We start from the raw sequence: 21953 nt of genomic DNA on the forward strand, positions 1-21953 counted from the left end.
TACCAAAACTGCTCTTCCGGTGCAGCTGTACTCCAGCCACAACTTCAGGACCTCTTTAGTACTCCTTGTTGCACACCCCTGTTACCAATGGCTGCTGCTACTGGCGCGTTGTCGTGCCTTACCGGGTTGGACTCAAGATGATAGTTACCGGAACGGGCGCAGCAGTCGGACTGAACGATGGGTTCGTTCACCCGGCCGCTGTAAGCGTCACCTTCGCGCTCTGTCCCGCACCTGTGGCTGGATGCACTTCAGGTGCCTTTGCGAAAAGAATTTTGTCCGTTTCTCTTTTCCGGAGGTCGTCAGTCCTTTGCCTCTCATCGTGTGCCTCCGGGACAGTCAGGTATCCAGTAAATTTCGCTTATGTCATGCGTGGTGTATGATGAGGAGATAACCACCATAAAAACAGGGGCATAGTTTCCGGTCAGCCGGTCAGCCTCCCTGACAGGAAAAGGAACTGACTCATCATGAGCAACGCGAAGGGATGCAAATTCTGCCGGCGCTACGGTTTATCCGTCTTACCGGTTCGTCCGGCAGTCATGGAAAAAGGCGAGGCCGACTACGCCGCCCGGCTGATGCGGCAGGGCTATCTGTATATCCTGGCGGAACGCTCACAGCGCTGGATGAACTATTACGCCACCGGCGACGGTTATTTTTATCCGCTGCCGGAAGGCGGCAGCGTACCACCGCGCGTGGAAAGTGGGGAGATGAAATCCGGCACGCTGGCGACGGAGATGGCGGCGCAAGGCATGACGTTTGGCGGGACGGTGTTCTCGGCGTACTTCCAGTGGATGGTGCTGAGCTATGGTCTGAAAAATAGCGGCCTGCCGGTTGAAGGGAAGGTTGCGACGGTGTTCGGGGCCAATGCCGGCATGGCGGTGGCGTCAACGGCGGAGGCGCTGAAGCTGGCGATGACGCCGCTGATATCGCTGGAGCTGCCTTCAGCCATGTCGGTGATAAGGAACGGTGCGATGAGGATTGTGGGGACAGTTATCTGGGGCTGGATAGGGTATGGCGGCGGACTGATTTATGCCGGGGCTGAAGTAGATAGCGCTTTGGATGCGTGGAATAACGGAAAGAAAGATATCGGTATTGCGCATGCAATTAATGCCTTAGGTGTTGGTATGATGACCGTGGGTGGTGGCAGCAAAATATCGTTCGCAATCCTTGGTCGTTTGGGGTTATCAGCAACAATGCTTGGCAGTTCAGAACTGGCAGTGTTCTTCCTGGGACCAGCGGGGATTTTTGTCGGGATGCTGCTGGCTCTGGGAGAGGGAGCCAGGATGTTAATTCATAGCCGCAATAATATACAGACCTGGCTGCTCAGCACGCAATGGCGGCGGGTACCGCCGGGTGAGAACGATATTCCGGCTATTTATCCGGACGCCCGCATGGAAAAAGAGGGCTATATGGCCCTGACAGTACAGGAAGACGCACATGTTTAACCCTTTTAAGCGGGTACCAGCCGACCCGTCAAAACTGTTCCATAGGGGTCTTTCTTGTCTCAGTGATAAAGGCGTCTCCCGTGTTTATTCGCAGAAAACCGGTGACCCGGATGTGAAAGGAATTTACGGATTCGACAGCGTGGTGCGGCTGAACTCGACCTATCTGGAGCTGGTTGACCGTTATTACAACTGGCGCGGAACGTGGACGCTGGCCGGGGCTTTCTTTTTTTGCTGGTCATTTTTCGGTTTCTTTGTTTGGCAACTGATTACAACCCTGGTGCAGGGAGAGTTTGTTTTTTTTGACTGGTTTTTTTTTATAGGTATGTGGAGTGTTGCCCTTCTTATTTCTTGGGCAACATATCGATTAATGACCTCTGAGATGTTTTTCAGTACCTATTACCCGATCCGCTTTAACCGTAAAAACGGGATGGTGTATGTCCACCAGTCCGGTGGAGATGTTTTATCAGTACCGTGGCAGGATCTTCGTTTTGTTCTGACTGGTGGAAAGAATTTCACCATTACAGAATGGACCATTACAGGGTGTGTTATGGCAGATGACGGGGACGCGATCACGCGGACCTTCCCCCTTCCGATTAATCTGGCCTGGGATCCCGAAGACCTGACCATGTGCTGGGAATTTATCCGCTGTTATATGGAAGAAGGTGACGAATATCTTCCGGATCTGGTGGATACGATACCCTGGTGCCCGCCGGTGGAAAATCAGAAAGAGGGCTGGCTGTTCGGATTACTCTATCTCAGTAAGCAGTACGGGCGGCTCGGATTGCTGGTAAATGCACTGCAGTTTCCCTTCTTTTTCATCATCAGCTTTTCACGCTGGCTGGTCATGAAAACCAGTAAGGTACCGATCTGGCCTGCGGAGATAGCTGCGACCTGTCAGCCGGATGAAAACGACCCGGTCAACAAGGGGGCTGAGCACAATCCGCCGCAGGTCTGGCGGCCAATGCTGGGGCTACAGGGTAGAACGCGCTATGCACAAAGCTTTGCCCGGGAGCGCGAGGCGATGGACCGGATTACCGCCCGCCTGAGAGTCAAATATGGTGGGCAGGAGAGCGCAGACTGACGGCCTACCAGGTCACGAACCGAAAAGGATCTCCTCGAGATCCTTTTTCTTTGTGCGTAATCTCCTGCTCTGTAAACGAAAAAAACTGGCAGATGATTTTTCCGATGGACAGAAAATCCAGGCAGATTCTCTAGCCGAGGTAACTGGGTGTACCAGGCCGCAATTACCAAATCTGCTCTCCCGGTGTAGCTGTACTCAAGCCACAACTTCAGGACCTCTTTAGTACTCCTTAGTTGCACACCCCTGTTACCAATGGCTGCTGCCACTTGCGCGTTGTCGTGCCTTACCGGGTTGGACTCAAGATGATAGTTACCGGAACGGGCGCAGCAGTCGGACTGAACGATGGGTTCGTTCACCCGGTCGCTGTAAGCGTCACCTTCGCGCTCTGTCCCGCACCTGTCGCTGGATGCACCGCAGGTGCCTTTGCGAAAAGGATTTTGTCCGTTTCTCTTTTTCCGGAGGTCGTCAGTCCTTTGCCTCTCATCGTGTGCCTTCAGGTATCCAGTAAATTTCGCTTATGTCATGCGTGGTGTATGATGAGGAGATAACCACCATAAAAACAGGGGCATAGTGCCGGTCAGCCTCCCTGACAGGAAAAGGAACTGACTCATCATGAGCAACGCGAAGGGATGCAAATTCTGCCGGCGCTACGGTTTACCCGTCTTACCGGTTCGTCCGGCAGTCATGGAAAAAGGCGACAGGCTGCCGACGCCGCCAGGCAGCATCACTGTGGCGGCGGAAGGCGAGGCCGACTACGCCGCCCGGCTGATGCGGCAGGGGTATCTGTATATCCTGGCGGAACGCTCACAGCGCTGGATGAACTATTACGCCACCGGCGACGGTTATTTTTATCCGCTGCCGGTGTCGGGATGATGACCGTTGGTGGAGGCAGCAGAATATCCGTTGCGCTCCTCACCTCATTGTTTGGCGTATCGCGGGCCACTCTGGCCGGCTTCCAACTGGCGGCGTTTTTGCTGGGACCAGCGGGGATTTTTGTCGGGATGCTGCTGGCTCTGGGAGCGGGAGCCTGGCTGTTAACTCACAGCCGCAATAATATACAGAGCTGGCTGCTCAGCACGCAGTGGCGGCGGGTGCCGCCGGGTGAGAACGATATTCCGGCTATTTATCCGGACGCACTTATGGAAAAGGATGGCTATATGGCCCTGAACGCACAGGGAGCGGCACATGTTTAATCCCTTTAAACGACTCCCTATCGACCCGTCAAAGCGGTTTTACACCGGGTTTCTCCGGCTCAGTGATGAAAATGTTAGCCGGATTTATTCGCACACAACAGGCGACCCGGATGTGAAAGGGATTTACGGGTTCGACAGCGTGGTGCGGCTGAACTCGACCTATCTCGAGCTGGTTGATCGTTCTTACAACTGGCGTGGGACGTGGACGCTGGCCGGGGCTTTCTTTTTTTGTCTGATATTTATAGGCACCTTTCTCTCATTGATAGTTCCTATGCTCTGGGAGGGCGGGTATCCGCTTCAGACTTGGATATATTTGATTGTGGTATGGTGCTTAATATCACTTCCACTCTCTTGGGTAACATACCGGTCGATGACCTCCGAGATATTTTTCAGCACCTACTATCCGATCCGTTTTAACCGTAAAAACGGGATGGTGTATGTGTACCAGTCCGGTGGGACTGTGCTGTCCGTTCCGTGGCGGGATATCCACTTTGTTCTGTGTTCAGCAAAAATGCCATTATCAACGCAGTGGACCATTGTGGGGTGCACTACGGAAGAAGACGGGGACACGGTAGCGGAGGTGATCCCCCTTCCGATTGATTTGAGCCAGGGCCCTGAGGTCATACTCATGTACTGGGAATTTATCCGCTGTTATATGGAGGAGGGCGATGAGTACCTCCCGGACCTGGTGGACACCATTCCCTGGTGCCCGCCGGTGGAAAAACAGAAGGAAGGCTGGCTGTTCGGTCTGCTCTACCTCAGCAAGCAGTTGTTCGGGCGGCTCGGTCTGATTGTGAATGCGCTGCAGCTGCCCATTTTCTTCGTGATCAGCTTTCCGCGCTGGCTGGTGATGGCGACCAGCAAAATTCCGGCATGGCCGGCGGAGGTGGTTGCGGCCTGTCAGCCGGCTGCAGACGATCCGGTAAATAAGGGGGCGGAGAATAACCCGCCGCAGGTCTGGCGGCCGATGCTGGGGCTACAGGGTAAAACGCGCTATGCACAAAGCTTTACCCGGGAGCGCGAGGCGATGGACCGGATTACCGCCCGCCTGAGAGTCAAATATGGTGGGCAGGAGAGCGCAGACTGACGGCATACCAGGTCACGAACCGAAAAGGATCTCCTCGAGATCCTTTTTCTTTGTGCGTAATCTCCTGCTCTGTAAACGAAAAAAACTGGCAGGTGGTTTTTCCGATGGACAGAAAATCCAGGCAGATTTTCTAACCGAGGTAACTGGGTGTACCAGGCCGCAATTACCAAAACTGCTCTTCCGGTGCAGCTGTACTCCAGCCACAACTTCAGGACCTCTTTAGTACTCCTTGTTGCACACCCCTGTTACCAATGGCTGCTGCTACTGGCGCTTTGTCGTGCCTTTCCGGGTTGAACTCAAGATGATAGTTACCGGAACGGGCGCAGCAGTCGGACTGAACGATAGGGTCGTTCACCCGGCCGCTGTAAGCGTCACCTTCGCGCTCTGTCCCGCACCTGTGGCTGGATGCACTTCAGGTGCCTTTGCGAAAAGAATTTTGTCCGTTTCTCTTTTCCGGAGGTCGTCAGTCCTTTGCCTCTCATCGTGTGTCTCAGGGACAGTCAGGTATCGAGTAAATTTCGCTTATGTCATGCGTGATATCGCCATGCCGGAGCCGGGCATGGCAGACGTTATCGGGCGGTGAGAGCAGTGGCACCGTGGTTACCTTTACGGGCAGAAGAGCGGGAGATGCCGTTTTTCGGTATGTACGTCGCGGTCGGGATATCCGGCCTTCGCTCTGCCAGAGGCGTAACCATTTAAAGACCAGATTATCATTAACGCCTTATTCACGGGCAAGCCCGGCAACGCTCGCCCTCTTCTTCACTGACCTTGAGTGCCGTTTTGACCAGTAATATTGCAGACAGGAACGTCGTTGTTGTGTACTCACGGAGGTGTCCACCTGTAGAAATAAGTGGATGCCTTAACGACAGAGCCTGACGAAGAGAACCAGACGATGCTGAGTTGACGCTTACCTACGCCCAATGGCACCTTCCTTTTCTACGACATATTTTTCCAGATATGCATCACCGCATAACTGCGCCACGGTCGCCATGCCTGCGACATCTCTTCAGCCTGTTTTGCGCTAACGCCCCCAAGATTGTTTCTTACCGCAATATCCTCTTTCGGAAAGGCATCCGGCCAGCGTAGCGCGCGCATCGCAATATAGTTAGCGGTCCACTGGCCGATACCTGGCAGCGTCACCAGTTGAGCTATCGTTTGATCCGGGTCGTTGCCCGCCTCAAGCCGAAGATCACCGGATGCACAAGCTTGCGCCATGGCAATAATGCATCTGGCTCGGGCACTGACAATCCCGAGGCTGGCGATATCATCGATACTGGCATCGATAACACGGGTCGCCAGTGGTGACAGGCGGCTGAGTCCGGCAAACGGTGTGGTAATCGGGTCGCCAAAAGCGTCGGCAAAGCGACAGGCAATAGTGGTCGCGGCTTTAACGGTGATTTGCTGGCCGAGAATCGCGCGGATCGCCATTTCGAAGCCATCAAATGCGCCGGGTACCCGCAGACCTGGATTAGTGAGCAGGCTCTGTTGCAGCAGCGGATGCTGTTGCAAATGGGCAGCAATCAGATCCGGACGGGCACTGAGGTCAAACAGGTTGCGTAAGCGCCGTAACAGTGCTGGCAGCACCGGGGTTAACGAATGGGTAAACTCGACCATTAGCGCGTGTTTCGCCGGCGCATGCGTCACGCGCACCCATCCGGTATGGCTGCCAAGACGGACGGTGCGTGCATAACTGTCATCAGTGATTAATTCCACATCTTTAATCGCGCGCAGGCTGAGAAACGCCAGCATCGCCTGCCAGTCGTAGGGCGGGCGGTAGCTCAGTTGTAGAGTCGAGGTTTCACTATTGATTAAGCGATAGTTCGGATCAACGGCTGCTTTCCGCAGGCGGCTGGGCGACAGGCGATACTGGCGATTAAACGCATCATTAAAGCGGCGCAGGCTGGAAAAACCACTGGCAAAAGCAATCTCAGTGACTGGCAGCTGAGTCTCGGTCAGCAATTGCTTGGCTAACAACAGACGCCGCGTCTGCTTCAGTTCGCGCGGCGAAACGCCGAGCTGTTGGTTCACGATACGCCGTAGCTGGCGTGAGCTGATACCCAGCTGTCCGGCAATAGTATGCAGGCTCTCTTCTTCTGCAACATTTTCATCAATCCGCTGCACTAACAGTTCGGCGATACGGTGCGCGTTGTCAACCGGCGCATGGCCGGGGGCCAGTTCAGGGCGGCAGCGCAGGCAGGGGCGAAAAGCGGCTTTTTCTGCCGCTTCGGCACTGTCGAAAAATAGGCAGTTTTCCTGGCGTGGCGCTTTCACCGGGCAGATCGGGCGGCAGTAAATACCGGTTGAGGTGACACCAACATAAAATACGCCGTCGAAACGCACATCGCGCGAGGTGAGTGCCTGATAAGCGGCATTGTTATCCATGATGCGGAACTCCTGACGGTAAAAGTTAACGCCACTGTAGAGCAAGCCATCACCCGCGACTGGCCATTTTCGGACATGAAACTATTTTAACCTGATGGCCGAAAACGGCCAGTTGTTGCCGGCAAATCAGCGATAATCGCTGTCATTAGTGCGGTTGTCATCCCGACGCCGCAGCAGCAACCAGAGAGCAGAAAATGGCTTACTACTACAAACTGATGACATCGCCGGTAGGCGTACTGACGTTACTGGCCAGTGATAACGGACTGGCCGCGGTACTGTGGCAGGATGACGATCCGCAACGGGTGCGTCTGGGCCCGGCTGGCGAGCATAACCTGCATCCGCTGCTGCTGGAAACTGAACGCCAGCTGAATGAATATTTTGCCGGTCGGCGACGCAACTTTGAACTGCCACTGGATTTTGTTGGCACCGAATTTCAGAAAAAGGTCTGGACAGCACTGGTGGCGATTCCGTTTGGCGAAACCCGCAGTTATGGCGAAATTGCCAGACAGATTGGGCATCCTAAAGCGGTGCGTGCCGTTGGCGCCGCAAATGGTAAGAATCCGATTTCAATTGTCGCCCCTTGTCATCGGGTGATTGGTGCCAACGGCAAACTCACCGGCTTTGCTGGCGGTCTGGCGACCAAAGCGTTTTTACTGGATATCGAAACCGCCCGGTCGACAGCATCGGAATGATCCGCGTCACAACTTGCGTTTAAAGATAAAAATTCAGCGACAGGCACAAACAATTTCGCTATCGTGTTTAGCATATAAAACATCTGGCGCTTAATGCCGGATTGAATGCTGAAATTTGGCTTAATACGTTAAGTCGAAGAAACGAGATGGGTGATATGAGCTTGATGTTCGATCCGGAAACCGCAGTGTATCCATTTCCGCCAAAACCGGCGCGATTGTCTGCCGATGAAAAACATTATTACCGGGAAAAGATTAAGCGTCTGCTGAAAGAGCGCAACGCGGTGATGGTGGCGCATTATTATACCGACCCGGAAATTCAGGCGCTGGCGGAAGAGACCGGCGGCTGCATTTCCGATTCGCTGGAGATGGCGCGCTTTGGCAGCAACCATTCAGCATCGACGCTGCTGGTTGCGGGCGTGCGATTTATGGGCGAAACAGCGAAGATTCTTAGCCCGGAAAAGACCGTGTTGATGCCGACTTTGCAGGCGGAGTGCTCGCTGGACCTCGGCTGCCCAATTGAAGAATTTAATCAGTTTTGCGACAGCCATCCGGATCGTACCGTGGTGGTGTATGCCAACACCTCTGCGGCAGTTAAGGCACGCGCCGACTGGGTGGTGACCTCCAGCATCGCGGTTGAGCTGATTGAACATCTCGACAGTCTGGGTGAGAAGATCATCTGGGCGCCGGATCGCCATCTTGGACGCTATGTCACCAGGCAAACCAATGCTGATGTGCTGTGCTGGCAGGGGGCCTGTATTGTGCACGATGAATTTAAAACCCAGGCGTTGCAGCGGATGAAAGCGCTTTATCCGCAGGCTGCGGTGCTGGTGCACCCGGAGTCACCACAGGCGATTGTCGATCTGGCGGATGCGGTGGGATCGACCAGTCAGCTGATTCAGGCGGCGCAAAATCTGCCGCATCCGCAGATGATTGTGGCGACCGACCGCGGTATTTTCTACAAAATGCAGCAGGCGTGTCCGGATAAAGAGCTGCTGGAAGCGCCGACCGCTGGCGAAGGTGCCAGTTGCCGCACTTGCGCGCACTGTCCGTGGATGGCGATGAACGGATTAAAGGCGATTGCCGACGGACTGGAGCAGGGTGGCAGTCAGCATGAAATTCATGTTGATGAGGCTTTACGCCAGGCGGCATTGATCCCGTTGAATCGTATGCTATCTTTTGCTGCAGATCTCAAACTCAAGGTAAAGGGCAACGCCTGATATCCCGCCATAAGGTGCCAGTATGGATTTTTTTAGCACGCAGAATATTTTGGTTCATATCCCAATTGGAGCAGGTGGTTACGATCTGTCATGGATTGAAGCTATCGGAACGCTCGCTGGCCTGTTGTGTATCTGGCTGGCGAGTAAAGAGAAGATCATTAATTACCTGTTTGGCCTGATCAACGTTTCACTGTTTGCGGTAATTTTCTTCCAGATTCAGCTTTATGCCAGCCTGTTACTGCAGCTGTTCTTTTTTGCCGCCAATATTTATGGCTGGTACGCCTGGAGTCGTCAGAACGCCGATCATCAGGCCCAGCTGAAGATCCGCTGGCTGTCATTGCCAAAAGCGATTGGTTGGGGCGTTGCCAGCGTGGTGGCGATTGCTTTGATGACCCGCTTTATCGATCCGGTGTTCGCTTTCCTGACGCGAATCGCGGTTGAGATGATGCAGGCGCTGGGCTTCAGTGTGGCAATGCCGGAATTGCAACCGGATGCCTTCCCATTCTGGGATTCGTGCATGATGGTGCTGTCGATTGTGGCGATGATTCTGATGACGCGTAAATACGTCGAGAACTGGCTGCTGTGGGTGATTATCAATGTAATCAGCGTCAGCATCTTTGCCCGTCAGGGAGTCTATGCGATGTCGCTGGAATATGCGCTGTTAACCTTGATTGCGCTGAACGGCTGTTGGCTGTGGATGCGCAGCGCGCGTGAAAATGGTTCGCGCGCGCTCTCCTGATACCTTAGTGCTGGTGGTGGTGGGTGTGCGGCTGGCCGGAATGGCCTAAATCACAGTCGTCACCGCCACAGGGCTGATACTCCATCTGCACCGTGGCGTGATCGATCTGATAATTACGGTGCAGATAATCATGAATACGATGTAACAGCGCATCGTGATCGTGAGGCGGAATCACCTGAACGTGCAGCGTCATTACCGGTTTTTCTCCCACCTGCCAGATATGCACATGATGCACATTGCGCACTTCTGCAATACTCAGGGTTAAATCGCGTTTCAGCTTATCGGCATTGACTGAACTGGGTGACCCTTCGAGTAGCTCGTGAAAACTCTCTTTCAGCAGTGACCAGGCGCTACGCAGAACCAGCGCCGAAACCAGAATCGACAGAATCGGATCGATGGGCGTCCAGCCGGTGGACATAATAATCAGCGCGGCAACGATCGCGCCGACCGAGCCGAGCAAATCGCCAAGCACATGCAGTGCCGCAGCCCGCACGTTAAGATTTTTCTCTTCACTGCCACGATGCAATAGCCAGAACGACAGAATATTCGCCAGCAGGCCCGCCACCGCGACCCCCAGCATCAGTCCACCGGCTACCGGCTCCGGCTGATAAAACCGACGTATCGCTTCCCAGACTATCAGTACAGTAATCACCAGCAGCGCCAGCGCATTTACAAAAGCGGCCAGCGTGGTGAGGCGCAACAGGCCAAAGGTGTGGCGCGCATTCGGTTTACGTTGGGCAAAGTGCATCGCCATCAGCGCGACCAGCAACGCTGCCGTATCGGTCAGCATATGTCCGGCATCCGCCAGCAGCGCCAGTGAACCGGAGAGCAGTCCGCCTGCCACTTCGACCACCATAAAAACCGCAGTAACGATAAATGCAGCCAGTAACCGGTTACGATTACCACCGCCTTCAGTGTGATTGTGTTGATGCGCCATAATCTTCCAGTTTTTTCAGTAATTTCTCAGTTAATGATATCAACAAATTCCATTCCGGCACGCAGATGGCATGCTGTTTCGCCTGTTCAATAATCTGCTGACAAAGCGCTTCCCCCTGCTGATAGCCCAGCAGCAGCCAGCTGCCTTTAATACGGTGAGCGATCTGCTCTGTTTCTTGCCACTGTTGCTGGCGGATTGCCGCCGCCAGTGCCTGGCTGTCGTCGCGCAGCGCCGCACGTAAGGTATCAACAATACGCGGCACAAAGTGTGGCTGATGGTTAGCCAGCCGCTGTATACGTGCATCAAGGTCGTCGAATGGCTGCCGAGCGTGCTGGTGCAACAGCGCGGCAATATCCGCCAGCGACACCGGTTTTAACAGAAAGGCATCGGCAAAGGTGAGGGCAGCCGACTGCGCATCAGCAGAACAGAGTACCAGCGTCGGTGGCTGCGGATGATGACGATAGCGACGGCGCAAAATACGCGCTACCGTGTTGCCATCAGGGCGCGGCATACTGTAGTCGATAAACACCAGATCAAACGGCGGTGAATTGCTGGCCCGCAGCAGTTCTGTACCGTTGTCGAAGGTGATCGCGTTTACGCCAAAATGCGCCAGCTGTTGCTGCATCACCAGCAGATTCGTCGGATGGTCGTCTACGATGGCGACCCGCAGCTGGTTAAGCGGCGGATTAGCGCTCTCAGCCGCGGCTGGTGGCGCGATCGATAAACTATCAGCCTCGACGCTGATCAGCGGCAGCCACACCGTGACGGTGGTTCCCTCGCCCTGCAGCGAGTGCAGTTCGATGCTGCCGCCCATACGGCTGATAATCTCGCGACAGATGGATAAACCTAAACCACTTCCCTGTACCGACAGTGCTTTACCGGACGGCGTCTGATACCAGGGCTCAAACAGCCGCGACTGCTCATCCGCCGCAATACCGCTGCCGTTGTCGCTGACCTGCAAACAGAGCTGTGCAGCGTCAGTTTGCGCCAGCGTCAGGCGGATAGTGCCGTGACGGGTAAATTTAATCGCATTGCTCATCAGGTTATTGGCGATCTGCTGCAAGCGCTCACAGTCCAGCATCACGGTTTGCGGTAGCGGCGTCAGCGCCGCAATCTGTAACTCCGGGCCATCGTCACGCAGTAACGGGTGATAAAAATCATTTAGCTGTGCCAGCCACTGTTGCAGGTCCACCGCGCGCGGGTGCAGCGTAAAGGTATTACTTTCGATCTTCGCGTGATCCTGCAGATCGTTCAGCAAGGTCATCAGCGAAGCCGCGCTGCTGTGGATCACCGTCAGATTAACGGCCTGCGGCTGTTTCGCCAGCTCCACTTCCAGCAGGCCAAGTATCGCCTGCATCGGTGTGCGCAGCTCGTGGCTGACGGTCGCCAGAAACTGACTTTTCATCTGGTTGGCGCGCAGCGCTTCTTCACGCTGCTGCTCCAGTTGACGACGCTGGCGCAGTTCGCGCCGCTGCTGGATATAGCGGCGCAGCAGCAGAATCAGCAGAAAAGCAATCGCGAACAGCGCGGCGATAAACAAAAATAGCGAGACTGGCCGCATATTACCGCTGTCACCGTTCGCCAGTTGAGGATTATTACTCCAGTTCTCGCGCATGCGCTGCTGGGTTTCAGGTGGAATCTGTTGCAGACCCTTATTCAGTATCGAACGCAGCAGCGGCTGCCCGGCGCTGATCCCCATGGCAATCGGCCAGGCGGTATCACTGGCGGCAAACGCCAGATGAATCACGTCATTGTAGCGCGCCTGAATCAGCCAGCGCGCCGACAGAACATTATCCACCAGTGCATCCAGCTGGCCATTAGCCAGCGCGTCATACAATGCTTTACTGTTGTCGAACGGAATCACATTCAGCCCACTGGGAACCAGCTCAGCCGCGATATCGCCGCGCCTGACGCCGATGCGCATGCCCGATAAATCCTGCCAGCTGAGAATGCTGCGCGGCGAATTGGCGGTATAAACGCCCCACAGCGCGCGCCATACCGGCAGCGAGTTTCCCTGCATATTGTCATTGCCGGTTAGCGGCAGCATCAGTTGCAGCATTGGACGCGGCTGTTTCAGCAGGCTTTTGGCCTGTTGGCTGTTGTCTACCCAGCGCGGCTGAAAGCGCAGCCCGGTATTCTGACCGATGGCATTAAGTAACTCGACGCTGTAGCCGCTGGCCGTGCCGTTGGCGGTGCGATAGCTCCACGGATAGTCGTCGGCCAGCGCCGCATAGTCAATCACCGGATGTTGTTCGATCCACTGACGTTCCAGCGTGGTCAGACGGGCGGTATTGGTATCGAAATAGCGCGGCAGCTGGCTGTTCCAGCGGCCCTGAATCTCGTTGACCACATCCATTGGCAGCTGGCTTAAGAAACTGTCGAGTGCCGCCGTCAGTGCACTGTCACCGCTGACCGCCAGTAAATTCAGCTGACCGGGATCCATCGGCGATTCCAGCTGATAGATTTGCCCCTGTTGCAGCTGATTGAGCAAGAATCCGGCGCTGGTCTCATCGGCCACCACATAGTCAGTTTGCTGATTAAGCAGGGTGTAAAGCGCCTGCAAATCGCTGTCGAGCGTCAGCCACTGATGCTGACGGGCAAAATCGACATTAACCCGTTGCAGCGTCTGTTTACCAATGGCGATGCGGACACCCTGGGTATTAAACATTACTGGCCGCTGATTGTTGCGGTTGCGATAGATACGCAGTGGGCTGCTGTACCATGGCTGAGTCGCATACAGTCCGGCAGGTAACGGATATTGCGGTATGCCGAACAGCAGGTCGAGCTGGCCCTGTTGCAATGCCGCAAGCATCGCCGGCCAGTCTGGGTAGCCGACAATTTCAAACTGTAATCCGCTGCTGTGGCTCAGCAACGCCAGATAGTCGGCGTTAATGCCATACAAATCGTTACCGACGGCGATATTCCACGGCGTGCTGTGGTCATCAAGAATACCGACGCGTAAGCGTTTACCTTGCCACGGACGCAGTTCCGCGGTGGGCATCATTCCGCCGGGTAGCGAAACGCTGCTGATAGCGTGATACGCCGCCGGTGCACTGGCACTGACCAACAGGCAGAACAGCGCCAGCATGCGCAGCCACTTCACTGCTGCGCTTTCCATATCGCGGCGAGGTCGACCACCGAGCTGGCACCGGTTTTATCCAGAATATTCTTTTTATGGGTGCTGACGGTTTTATTGCTGATATGCAATTGCTCAGCAATTTGCAGGTTAGAAAGCCCGCGTGCCAGCAGCGCAAGAATTTGCATCTCTTTGCTGGTCAGACTGGCGGTAGCTGTATTGCCCGACTCGCTGAGATCGGGAAACGCCTGCTGCCCGCCAAGGATTGCCAGAATGGCGGCCAGTAGCTTTTCCATCGGCTGACGTTTGGCAATATAACCGGCCGCACCCGCCGCTTGCGCCATGCGGATATACAGCTGCTCCTCCTGAGCGGAGTAGATCAACACTGCCTGATGTTCATCACGGTGTTTCAGCCGCTTAAGCAGTTCCAGCCCGTCGCTGTCGGGCAAGCCAATATCGAGAATGATTAAATCAACCGGGCGATCGCGCAAAGAGTCGCGTGCCTGTTGTTCGCTACTGACGGCAAAAAGCTGAAGCGGAATCGGCGAGCGCGTCAGGGCAGCTTCGAGCGCCACCTGTACCAGTGGATGATCGTCGATTAACAGCAGAGTGGCCATGATGAGATCCGAATGTAATCAAGGCGTTCAGCATAGCGGAGCGGGGGAGGGATGCAACAAAATCAAAGGAGAGCCGAAGCTCTCCTGTTAGTGATTACTGCGTGGTGCCGTCGGTTTTGGTGTTAACGTCACCGCCACCCACTTTAGTTTCCACTTTTTTATTAACGTCGGGGCATTTACCGTCTTTGCACTGGGCGTTTTTATGAATCTCATCAGCAGTCATATTGCTGCTGTCGGTTGCGGTGCTGGAAGTACCGCTGCCGGTGTTGATTTGGCTGTTATCAACATTGTTCGGTTGCAAATTCTGTTTTGCGCCGCCTGCTGCTGCACCCGCATCTGCGGCCTGATTAGCAGTACCGTTGTTGCTGGCGGCCATTGCTGCACCACTACCCAAAGTCATGGCGGCGGTTAAAAAAACGATTGCGAACTTCTTCATCATTTTGCTCCTGTTAATTTTATTGGTGGCCGAGCTCAACCCGATACGGCGTGTAAACTGTTAAAAAATCATATCGACAAAATAAAATCGCGACTTTAGACCACAATTCAAACAATTGTGGTGTGAATGCGATCTTTTTAAGTGTTTACGCTTAAAAGTGTAGTAAAGCAGGCTTAAAACGCAAATCGGTTATGATGCAAAAAACCGCAGAGTCGATTTACACCACAGTTTCTACGGGATAAATTGGTCGGGTTAGCCCGATGCGCATTGGGCAAAGAATTTAATGGAAAAGTTATGAATTACCAGAATGATGACTTACGAATCAAAGAGATAAAAGAACTACTTCCTCCTGTTGCACTGCTTGAAAAATTTCCGGCTACGGAAAAAGCCGCTGAAACCGTCTCCCGCGCTCGTCAGGCAATTCACAATATTCTTAAAAATAAAGACGATCGTTTGCTGGTGGTGATTGGGCCTTGTTCGATCCACGATACCGAAGCAGCAAAAGAGTATGGTGCACGCCTGCTGAAACTGCGTGAAGAGTTGAGCGACAGCCTTGAAGTCGTGATGCGCGTCTATTTTGAAAAGCCGCGCACGACGGTTGGTTGGAAAGGGCTGATCAACGATCCGCATATGGATAGCAGCTACCAGATTAATGACGGGCTGCGCATTGCGCGTAAGCTGTTGTTGGATATCAATAACAGTGGTCTGCCTGCCGCCGGTGAGTTCCTTGATATGATCACCCCACAGTATATGGCCGATCTGATGAGCTGGGGCGCGATTGGCGCGCGCACCACCGAATCACAGGTGCACCGTGAACTGTCATCCGGTTTGTCCTGCCCGGTAGGTTTTAAAAACGGTACCGATGGCACAATTAAAGTGGCGATTGATGCAATCAATGCCGCCAGCGCGCCGCACTGCTTCCTGTCAGTGACCAAGTACGGTCATTCAGCGATTGTCGAAACCAGTGGTAACAGCGACTGTCATATCATTTTGCGCGGTGGTAAAGAGCCAAACTACAGCGCGCATCATGTCAGCGCGGTTAAAACCGGGCTGGAAAAAGCCGGGCTGCCGGCGCAGGTGATGATCGACTTCAGCCATGCCAACAGCAGCAAACAGTTCCAGAAGCAGATGGTGGTGGCAGAGGATGTTGCCGGACAGATTGCCGGTGGTGAGCAGGCGATTATGGGCGTGATGATTGAAAGCCACCTGGTGGAAGGCAATCAGAATCTGGAGAGCGGCGAACCGCTGGTCTACGGTAAAAGCGTGACTGATGCCTGCATTGGCTGGGAAGATACCGAAACGGTTCTGCGCCAGCTGGCGGCGGCGGTGAAAGCGCGTCGCGGCTAATTTTCGGCAGCAGAAAACAGCATGATAAATCCGCCTTTCGGCGGATTTTTTTCTTCGCGCTAACCTGAACTGCGACAAATGTCGCTAACAGTACAAAAGGAATTAATTAAATCATCATAGCGTGAATTAATATTTTTGAAATCTAAAAAATAACAATAGTTAATTAATGTTTTTATTATTAAATAATATTAAATTTTTATAAGGGTCGTCAGCGTTTTTCAGAAGTGAAAATAAAAACTTTTCATTATTGTTGATGTAAGAATTAATCAGATTTTATCTTTCTCGCAGTGCGTGATTCTCCCTTTAATGTGATATCAGCAATGGAATGCGCTTATGCCAGTAATAATAAATGATATTGTTCGTATGTTTAATAATTTAGCTATTGGTAATGATCACGATTCACTATTTAGTTTTCGCTGTCATGAGATCAGAAATATCAGCACATCGCTTTCAGATAAAGCGAATAAGCAGTGTGAGAAAATGTGGCAGGAACTGAGTCGCCTGCAGCCGGTATCACCCGGACAAGGAATTTTGCCAGTAATCAGAGATATTTCCTCGCTTCCCGCGCTATCTTCACCGAGGGGTGAGGGAATGGCAAAGAAGATCACGCGAGCTGGCGTACTTGCCCTGTTGAGTGCGCATACGAAGGATTCTGGAATGCTGCACCGCGTCGATAACGCCGTTAACCGGGTCATGCAGCATCTTCTGCCCTGGGCACCAGCACAAGCGCAGCAGTATTCGGCATCGGGCAAGCCAGCTGACGTTGCCGGGAGGCCTGGCAGCTTGCCGAAAAATATTGACACCGATCGCTTGAGTCAGCAGTTGGATGAGTTTCTGCTACGTACTAATCTGTCGCTGGATAAAAATCAGCGGCAACAGCTGATGGCCAGTCTTTCAGGAACAGAGATTATTTTTATCACGCCTCCTGCTGCTGAAAATTCCCGACAGGAGCGGGCGCATGCCGATGAGATGAAAACGCGAATAATGCTGTATCAGGTGTCACTCAGAGATCAGCGACTGGCCGATGGCAGCGTCGGTGCGCGTATGGTTGGCTGGGGGGAGAAACAGAACAAAAACAGTTACGCATTATTTTTGCAGGGTCACCAGTCGGGTAGCCGGGCACATTTTCTGGCCTCGGGAACCATGGCGCTATTAGGCAAATTTTCGCAAACGCTTGGTGAATTGTTCAGGGGGGAAATTCTCGATCCTGAGCCAGGAGAATCCAGTGGCGAGCGATGGCTAAGACTGGCATCGAATGTGGTTATGCCACCGGAAATGGCGGCGGGTAAGGCATTTCGCTTCAGATTGACGCCGGCGATAAAACCGGTGCTGGCGTTGCCCGGGACGCTGATTACCCATTCAACAAGCGGGCTGACGCTACAATCGGTGCTGCAAACTAAGATTGCCGGGATGCGCTGGCATCTGTTTCCACAAGGAGGGCAGCTCGCTACGGCGGTGCCAGTGGGAAGCTCTGCCGTGACAGGGCGCATGGCAACGCGTAATCCACGGAATAATAAATGGCGGATCGAAAACATGCCTGGGGAGTATCGTTTCACTCAGAGTTCAACCCCGGGCTTCTTTGTAAAAAACAGCGATGGCTATTTTGCGGTTACTCCCTCGCTTGATGACGGCACTATGCGACTGTCGGACGGGCAAAAAATTTATTTTAATCAGCATACTCAGCAATGGGCGCCATTCTATGCCGGTAACACACACCTGCATGCCCGCAGCCTGGCGGTGATACCCGAAGCAGCAATGACTGCCGAACCTGGACGGCAGGGGGTGCTGACCACCCGCTCCGGCTCGGAGCGCAGAGTATGGCAAACACAGCAGGGAAAATATTATCTGGAAGTCCGGTCGCAGGCTGACAATCCAGGAAGTGCAAAAATCGATTATATCGAGGGCTGGCCCGAAGGCGATTTTTTCACTGTCAGAGGCAGTGAAGATGCACCTTCGCCTCAGCTGCCAGTATTAAAATGGCAGCCGTCGACCAGCAGATGGGATATCGTCACTTCACCCTTCAGCCAGCTAACCGCGGCCGAAGGAAAAATTGATGCCGGCTGGTTGCGCAAGGATGTTGCCCCGCAGGCGCTGACGCCGGTTGCTGGCAGGCCGGGATTGTACAATCTGGAGCACCGCTACCTGTTGCGCTGGCGCGCTGAAGCAGAGGGTGACATGAGCTATCTGGCGCTGGTGCCGACCGAACATCCGGCCCGTTATCATCCTGAGCAGGCGGGCGCGGACGATATGCGTTTCCACTTCGATGAGAATCAGCAGCAATGGCAATTTGCCGCGCTGGAGCACAAGGCATTTGCCGATGTGCCAGATGCGCTGAAAGTGCAGCCCGATAACCCTTTCTCTGCCAGCTATGCGCTGCCGGGATACCAGCTTACCTACCGCAGTCGCGGTGAGATTTTTATCCATACAGGCAGCGATAAGCAGGGGGCGGCGCAATATATTGCGGTTAAGCAGAATGAAGTTAATCCTGACCTGTTCACTTTGCCGCTGGAGAATAACGACGGGACGGATAGTGAGTGGTTATTTCGTTATCAGCGCGATGAGGAAGTTTATGAGCTGGTGGAAAAGCGTTTGTGCCAGCGAAGTAAGCGGGCTGATGAAGAATCTTGTGCCGGCCCGTCGTGGATCACTGACGGCGAGAAGAGCTGGCTGGCGCTTCATCCGCAGCGAGATAATGAAAGCAAGGTCGACTATGCCCGCCGTCTGTTTAACTACCCACCTAATCGCCCCTCTGACAATGCAATTGCCTTTCATACCGGGATCGATCGCCAGACACTCCTCAGCAGTTTACATCAGCTTCCTCCCCGGCAACCGCAACCACCCATCAGTCAGATTAAACGCCCGGCGCAGCAGGGTATAGAGACTGGCGCAGAGGAGAGTCAGAGCGGCGGAAGCAAGTGGGGGAGAAAAAAAATCAATAAAGCGGCGATGAGAAACTGGGAGCAACAGATTGTTATTCACCAGGAACCCGGAGAAACGGCACTCGATTATGCCGTGCGCGTGTACGACGATTCGCTCACTGTCATGAAGTTTGCCGATATTGCTAAGATGGCGGGCGTCGATGAGTTTACCTTGTCAAATCGGCTAAGCGAACTGTGGCTGGAGAAGCGAACACTGCGGGACGAAGAAAAGCAATGGTTACGAAACTATCCGCGCCAGCAGGGTGAAGGTGACACCGCTTATGCTGTGCGTTTGCTCGGCTTACGTGAAGAGCAGCTGGCTGACGGAACGCTGGTGAGCGGGACGGTCGACAAAAACAGCATCACCAGTTTTGCCAGGGCGACATTGCAATCGGTGATGGTCACCCTGCGCGAACGGAATAAATTGTGGTTGCACAGCCACCCGAGATTAACAGAAGAGTCTGCCGCGCCGACGGATGACTTCGAAAGCTGGCAGCAAAAAAGCATTTTGTTTGCGCGACGCCTGCTTCAGCAACGTGATGAACCCCCGAAAGCGATGCTGGTAAGCATCAAGGATATTGCCACCTACGCCGGTATCGAACCTCACTTTTTACGACAAAAGCTGGAGACTGAAAAGGCCAGCTGGCTGGAAGATATCCCGCGGTTGCCAGATGAAGAGACCGACAGCGATCAAGATGGCCTGGTTATTCAGCATAAAAATCAGCGCTATGCGCGACGGCTGGCTGAACAGCGCGAACAGCAACAAATGAGCTGGCTGATTTCAAATAAAGAGATCGCCGCTCATGCCCGAGTCACCGTTAATGCGCTGCGGGAAACGCTTCAGCCAGAATTCAGCGCTTCGCTGCCGTTACCGATAAAGCCAGATCCTGACTCCGGCATAGTAACGGATAACCGGTTGCTGAGAAGTCAGTGGTCAGACTTTCGAGCGCTGTTGGTTGACGCCAACGATCTGTCCCGTAGCCTGACTAAAGAGCTGATCGCTTCTCCGGTTAGTGCCAAACCCACTTTCAAACCGCAAGGCAGGCCGGGAACGGAATGGACTAAACGATGGGAAAAGTTTAGTGCGCAAGCGCAAGCGCTGGTCGACAGCGATGGTGCCAGTCAGGCGGCATTTACCAGAGATAATCTGAAAGTTGTCTATGATGAACAGCAACCGCAGGTAGGTTTGCAGGTTCAGGCGAAGAGAACGATTCCAGCCTCGACCTTTATTGGCGGCTACAGTGGCGTCTGGCATCCAACGGATGAGTCACTGACCACCGAATACCGAAAAATGGGTTCTGAGAAGGTGCTGACTTATCTCTGGGGAACCAACACTGAGGGATCGGTCAGTGGTTTACAAAATGCGAATAAACTGGCGTTGATTAATACCGCCAGCCTGCGCGGGCTTCCGGCGCTGGGTGAGAATAACTTAGCAATCGGTTATATCAATGATATTTTGCCATTTTATTATACCACCAGAGAAATCAAAGAGAATGAGCAGCTGTTGGTTGATTATGGTGACAATTACAATCCAAAATATCTGCTGCAAAAAACTGTGGATAACGATAAATTTACCGTCATTGCCCGTTCAGAGCAGAAATACTTTGTCATTCATGACTGGAACAACGGCTATCAGGTATTTTCTCCTGACGGCATAAATAGTCCGGTGCCTAAAGGCAGCATTGCTTATCATCTGAAAGAACGAATGGGTGACAGGGGAATTATTCGTTACGATGTTATGGCTAAAAAAGGCCGCAAGAACAGCGTAATTAAAATAAGTGATAATGAAAATATCTATTTTGCCCTGGCAACTGCTATCAGCAATGGTGGTGGAGAGGATATTATTCAAGAGAACGTTAGCCGGATGAAACAGGCTGTGGTTGCAGCACATCCTGAAGATGCACTTAATATTAAGCTGGAACAGCCTGACGACAGGAGATAAAAAAAGCCCCATCAAAAAATGATGGGGCTTTTTATTATGCGCCGACCGGATGGTTTAACCGATCGGCTATCGCTGGTCGGCGAATGATTACTTCGCTTTGCCCTGGTTAGCGACGGCTGCGGCTTTCGCGGCAATCTCATCGGCATCACCGAGGTAATAACGTTTCAGCGGTTTAAAGTTCTCGTCGAACTCATACACCAGCGGAACACCGGTCGGGATGTTCAGCTCAAGAATTTCATCTTCGCTCAGATCATCGAGGTATTTTACCAGCGCACGCAGTGAGTTACCGTGTGCAGCAACGATCACGCGCTCACCGCTTTTAATGCGTGGCAGAATGGTTTCATTCCAGTAAGGAATTACGCGATCGATGGTCAGCGCCAGGCTTTCGGTCAGTGGCAGTTCTGCGTCAGTCAGTTTGGCATAACGCGGATCGTGGCCAGGGAAGCGCTCATCTTCACGGGTCAGTTCTGGTGGGGTGATGGCAAAGCCACGACGCCACTGCTTAACCTGCTCGTCACCGTATTTTTCAGCGGTTTCAGCTTTGTTCAGACCCTGCAACGCACCGTAGTGACGCTCATTCAGCTTCCATGATTTCTCAGTTGGCAGCCAGGCCTGATCCAGTTCGTCAAGAACGTTCCACAGGGTGTGGATGGCACGTTTCAGCACGGAGGTATAAGCAAAATCGAAAGCAAAGCCTTCTTTTTTCAGCAATTCGCCTGCTGCTTTGGCTTCAGTACGACCTTTATCGGACAGATCGACATCATACCAACCGGTGAAGCGGTTTTCGTTGTTCCACTGGCTTTCGCCGTGACGTACCAGAACCAGTTTAGTTACAGCCATAGCTTAA

General features: G+C 53.4%; 17 protein-coding genes and 1 pseudogene. 10 read left to right on the forward strand and 8 right to left on the reverse strand.

Annotated features, from left to right (window positions below):
- Window positions 1–44: 44 nt before the first annotated feature.
- Window positions 45–191 (reverse strand): replication initiation protein, encoded by a 147-nt coding sequence (locus tag RIN69_RS07325; RefSeq protein ID WP_313856518.1) that lies wholly within the window; start codon window positions 189–191, stop codon window positions 45–47.
- Between the two features lie 273 nt (window positions 192–464).
- Here RIN69_RS07325 and RIN69_RS07330 point away from each other — a divergent pair, with 273 nt between their 5' ends.
- Window positions 465–1442: a toxin VasX gene (locus tag RIN69_RS07330; protein ID WP_313856519.1), complete on the forward strand. Its 978-nt coding sequence runs from the start codon at window positions 465–467 to the stop codon at window positions 1440–1442.
- Entirely contained in the window at window positions 1435–2523 is a 1089-nt protein-coding gene (locus tag RIN69_RS07335) for a DUF6708 domain-containing protein (protein WP_313856520.1), read from the forward strand. Before RIN69_RS07330 ends, RIN69_RS07335 begins: the two co-directional genes overlap by 8 nt.
- 236 nt (window positions 2524–2759) lie before the next feature.
- Here RIN69_RS07335 and RIN69_RS23030 read toward each other — a convergent pair.
- Window positions 2760–2879: pseudogene (locus RIN69_RS23030) on the reverse strand (replication initiation protein); the annotation flags it as partial.
- Window positions 2880–3135: 256 nt separating this feature from the next.
- Here RIN69_RS23030 and RIN69_RS07345 point away from each other — a divergent pair.
- From RIN69_RS07345 to RIN69_RS07355, 3 genes are read left to right on the forward strand one after another with little or no spacing between them, the layout of a single operon-like run.
- Window positions 3136–3396, forward strand: coding sequence for a toxin VasX (locus RIN69_RS07345; protein ID WP_313856521.1), 261 nt, complete (start codon window positions 3136–3138; stop codon window positions 3394–3396).
- Window positions 3393–3716, forward strand: a complete 324-nt coding sequence (locus tag RIN69_RS07350) for a hypothetical protein (protein WP_313856522.1) — start codon at window positions 3393–3395, stop codon at window positions 3714–3716. Before RIN69_RS07345 ends, RIN69_RS07350 begins: the two co-directional genes overlap by 4 nt.
- A complete protein-coding gene (locus RIN69_RS07355) occupies window positions 3709–4803 on the forward strand; it encodes a DUF6708 domain-containing protein (RefSeq protein ID WP_313856524.1) in 1095 nt (364 codons plus the stop codon). The genes RIN69_RS07350 and RIN69_RS07355 overlap by 8 nt, the downstream gene beginning before the upstream one ends.
- A 936-nt stretch (window positions 4804–5739) precedes the next feature.
- Here RIN69_RS07355 and RIN69_RS07365 read toward each other — a convergent pair.
- Entirely contained in the window at window positions 5740–7188 is a 1449-nt protein-coding gene (locus tag RIN69_RS07365) for an AlkA N-terminal domain-containing protein (RefSeq protein WP_313857630.1), read from the reverse strand.
- A 191-nt stretch (window positions 7189–7379) separates the two neighbouring features.
- Here RIN69_RS07365 and RIN69_RS07370 point away from each other — a divergent pair, with 191 nt between their 5' ends.
- The 3 genes from RIN69_RS07370 (at window position 7380) to pnuC (ending at window position 9833) form a co-directional block, all read left to right on the forward strand.
- A complete protein-coding gene (locus tag RIN69_RS07370) occupies window positions 7380–7877 on the forward strand; it encodes a methylated-DNA--[protein]-cysteine S-methyltransferase (RefSeq protein ID WP_313856525.1) in 498 nt (165 codons plus the stop codon).
- A 155-nt stretch (window positions 7878–8032) separates the two neighbouring features.
- On the forward strand, window positions 8033–9094 hold the full coding sequence (gene nadA, locus RIN69_RS07375; RefSeq protein ID WP_313857631.1) for a quinolinate synthase NadA: 1062 nt from the start codon (window positions 8033–8035) through the stop codon (window positions 9092–9094).
- Window positions 9095–9116: 22 nt separating this feature from the next.
- On the forward strand, window positions 9117–9833 hold the full coding sequence (pnuC, locus tag RIN69_RS07380) for a nicotinamide riboside transporter PnuC (protein WP_313856526.1): 717 nt from the start codon (window positions 9117–9119) through the stop codon (window positions 9831–9833).
- A 4-nt stretch (window positions 9834–9837) separates the two neighbouring features.
- On the opposite strand, the gene zitB is transcribed toward pnuC, so the two are convergent.
- From zitB to RIN69_RS07400, 4 genes are all read right to left on the reverse strand, one after another.
- Window positions 9838–10770, reverse strand: a complete 933-nt coding sequence (zitB, locus tag RIN69_RS07385) for a CDF family zinc transporter ZitB (RefSeq protein WP_313856527.1) — start codon at window positions 10768–10770, stop codon at window positions 9838–9840.
- Window positions 10745–13888 (reverse strand): hybrid sensor histidine kinase/response regulator, encoded by a 3144-nt coding sequence (locus tag RIN69_RS07390; RefSeq protein WP_313856529.1) that lies wholly within the window; start codon window positions 13886–13888, stop codon window positions 10745–10747. The genes zitB and RIN69_RS07390 overlap by 26 nt, the downstream gene beginning before the upstream one ends.
- Window positions 13870–14463 (reverse strand): response regulator transcription factor, encoded by a 594-nt coding sequence (locus RIN69_RS07395; RefSeq protein WP_313856530.1) that lies wholly within the window; start codon window positions 14461–14463, stop codon window positions 13870–13872. Before RIN69_RS07395 ends, RIN69_RS07390 begins: the two co-directional genes overlap by 19 nt.
- A gap of 94 nt (window positions 14464–14557) precedes the next feature.
- On the reverse strand, window positions 14558–14902 hold the full coding sequence (locus tag RIN69_RS07400) for a YbgS-like family protein (protein ID WP_313856532.1): 345 nt from the start codon (window positions 14900–14902) through the stop codon (window positions 14558–14560).
- A 291-nt stretch (window positions 14903–15193) separates the two neighbouring features.
- Between RIN69_RS07400 and aroG the strand changes: the two genes are divergently transcribed.
- Window positions 15194–16246 (forward strand): 3-deoxy-7-phosphoheptulonate synthase AroG, encoded by a 1053-nt coding sequence (gene aroG / locus RIN69_RS07405; RefSeq protein ID WP_313856533.1) that lies wholly within the window; start codon window positions 15194–15196, stop codon window positions 16244–16246.
- Between the two features lie 591 nt (window positions 16247–16837).
- Window positions 16838–21106 carry an SET domain-containing protein gene (locus RIN69_RS07410; protein ID WP_313856534.1) on the forward strand — a complete coding sequence of 1423 codons (4269 nt, stop codon included), beginning with the start codon at window positions 16838–16840 and terminating at the stop codon, window positions 21104–21106.
- An 87-nt stretch (window positions 21107–21193) separates the two neighbouring features.
- Here RIN69_RS07410 and gpmA read toward each other — a convergent pair whose 3' ends face one another.
- Complete coding sequence (gene gpmA / locus RIN69_RS07415) at window positions 21194–21946, reverse strand: 2,3-diphosphoglycerate-dependent phosphoglycerate mutase (RefSeq protein ID WP_313856535.1); 753 nt, start codon at window positions 21944–21946, stop codon at window positions 21194–21196.
- Between the last annotated feature and the right edge of the window lie 7 nt (window positions 21947–21953).

The sequence above is a fragment of the Winslowiella toletana genome (assembly GCF_032164335.1).
Lineage (GTDB): Bacteria > Pseudomonadota > Gammaproteobacteria > Enterobacterales > Enterobacteriaceae > Erwinia > Erwinia toletana_A.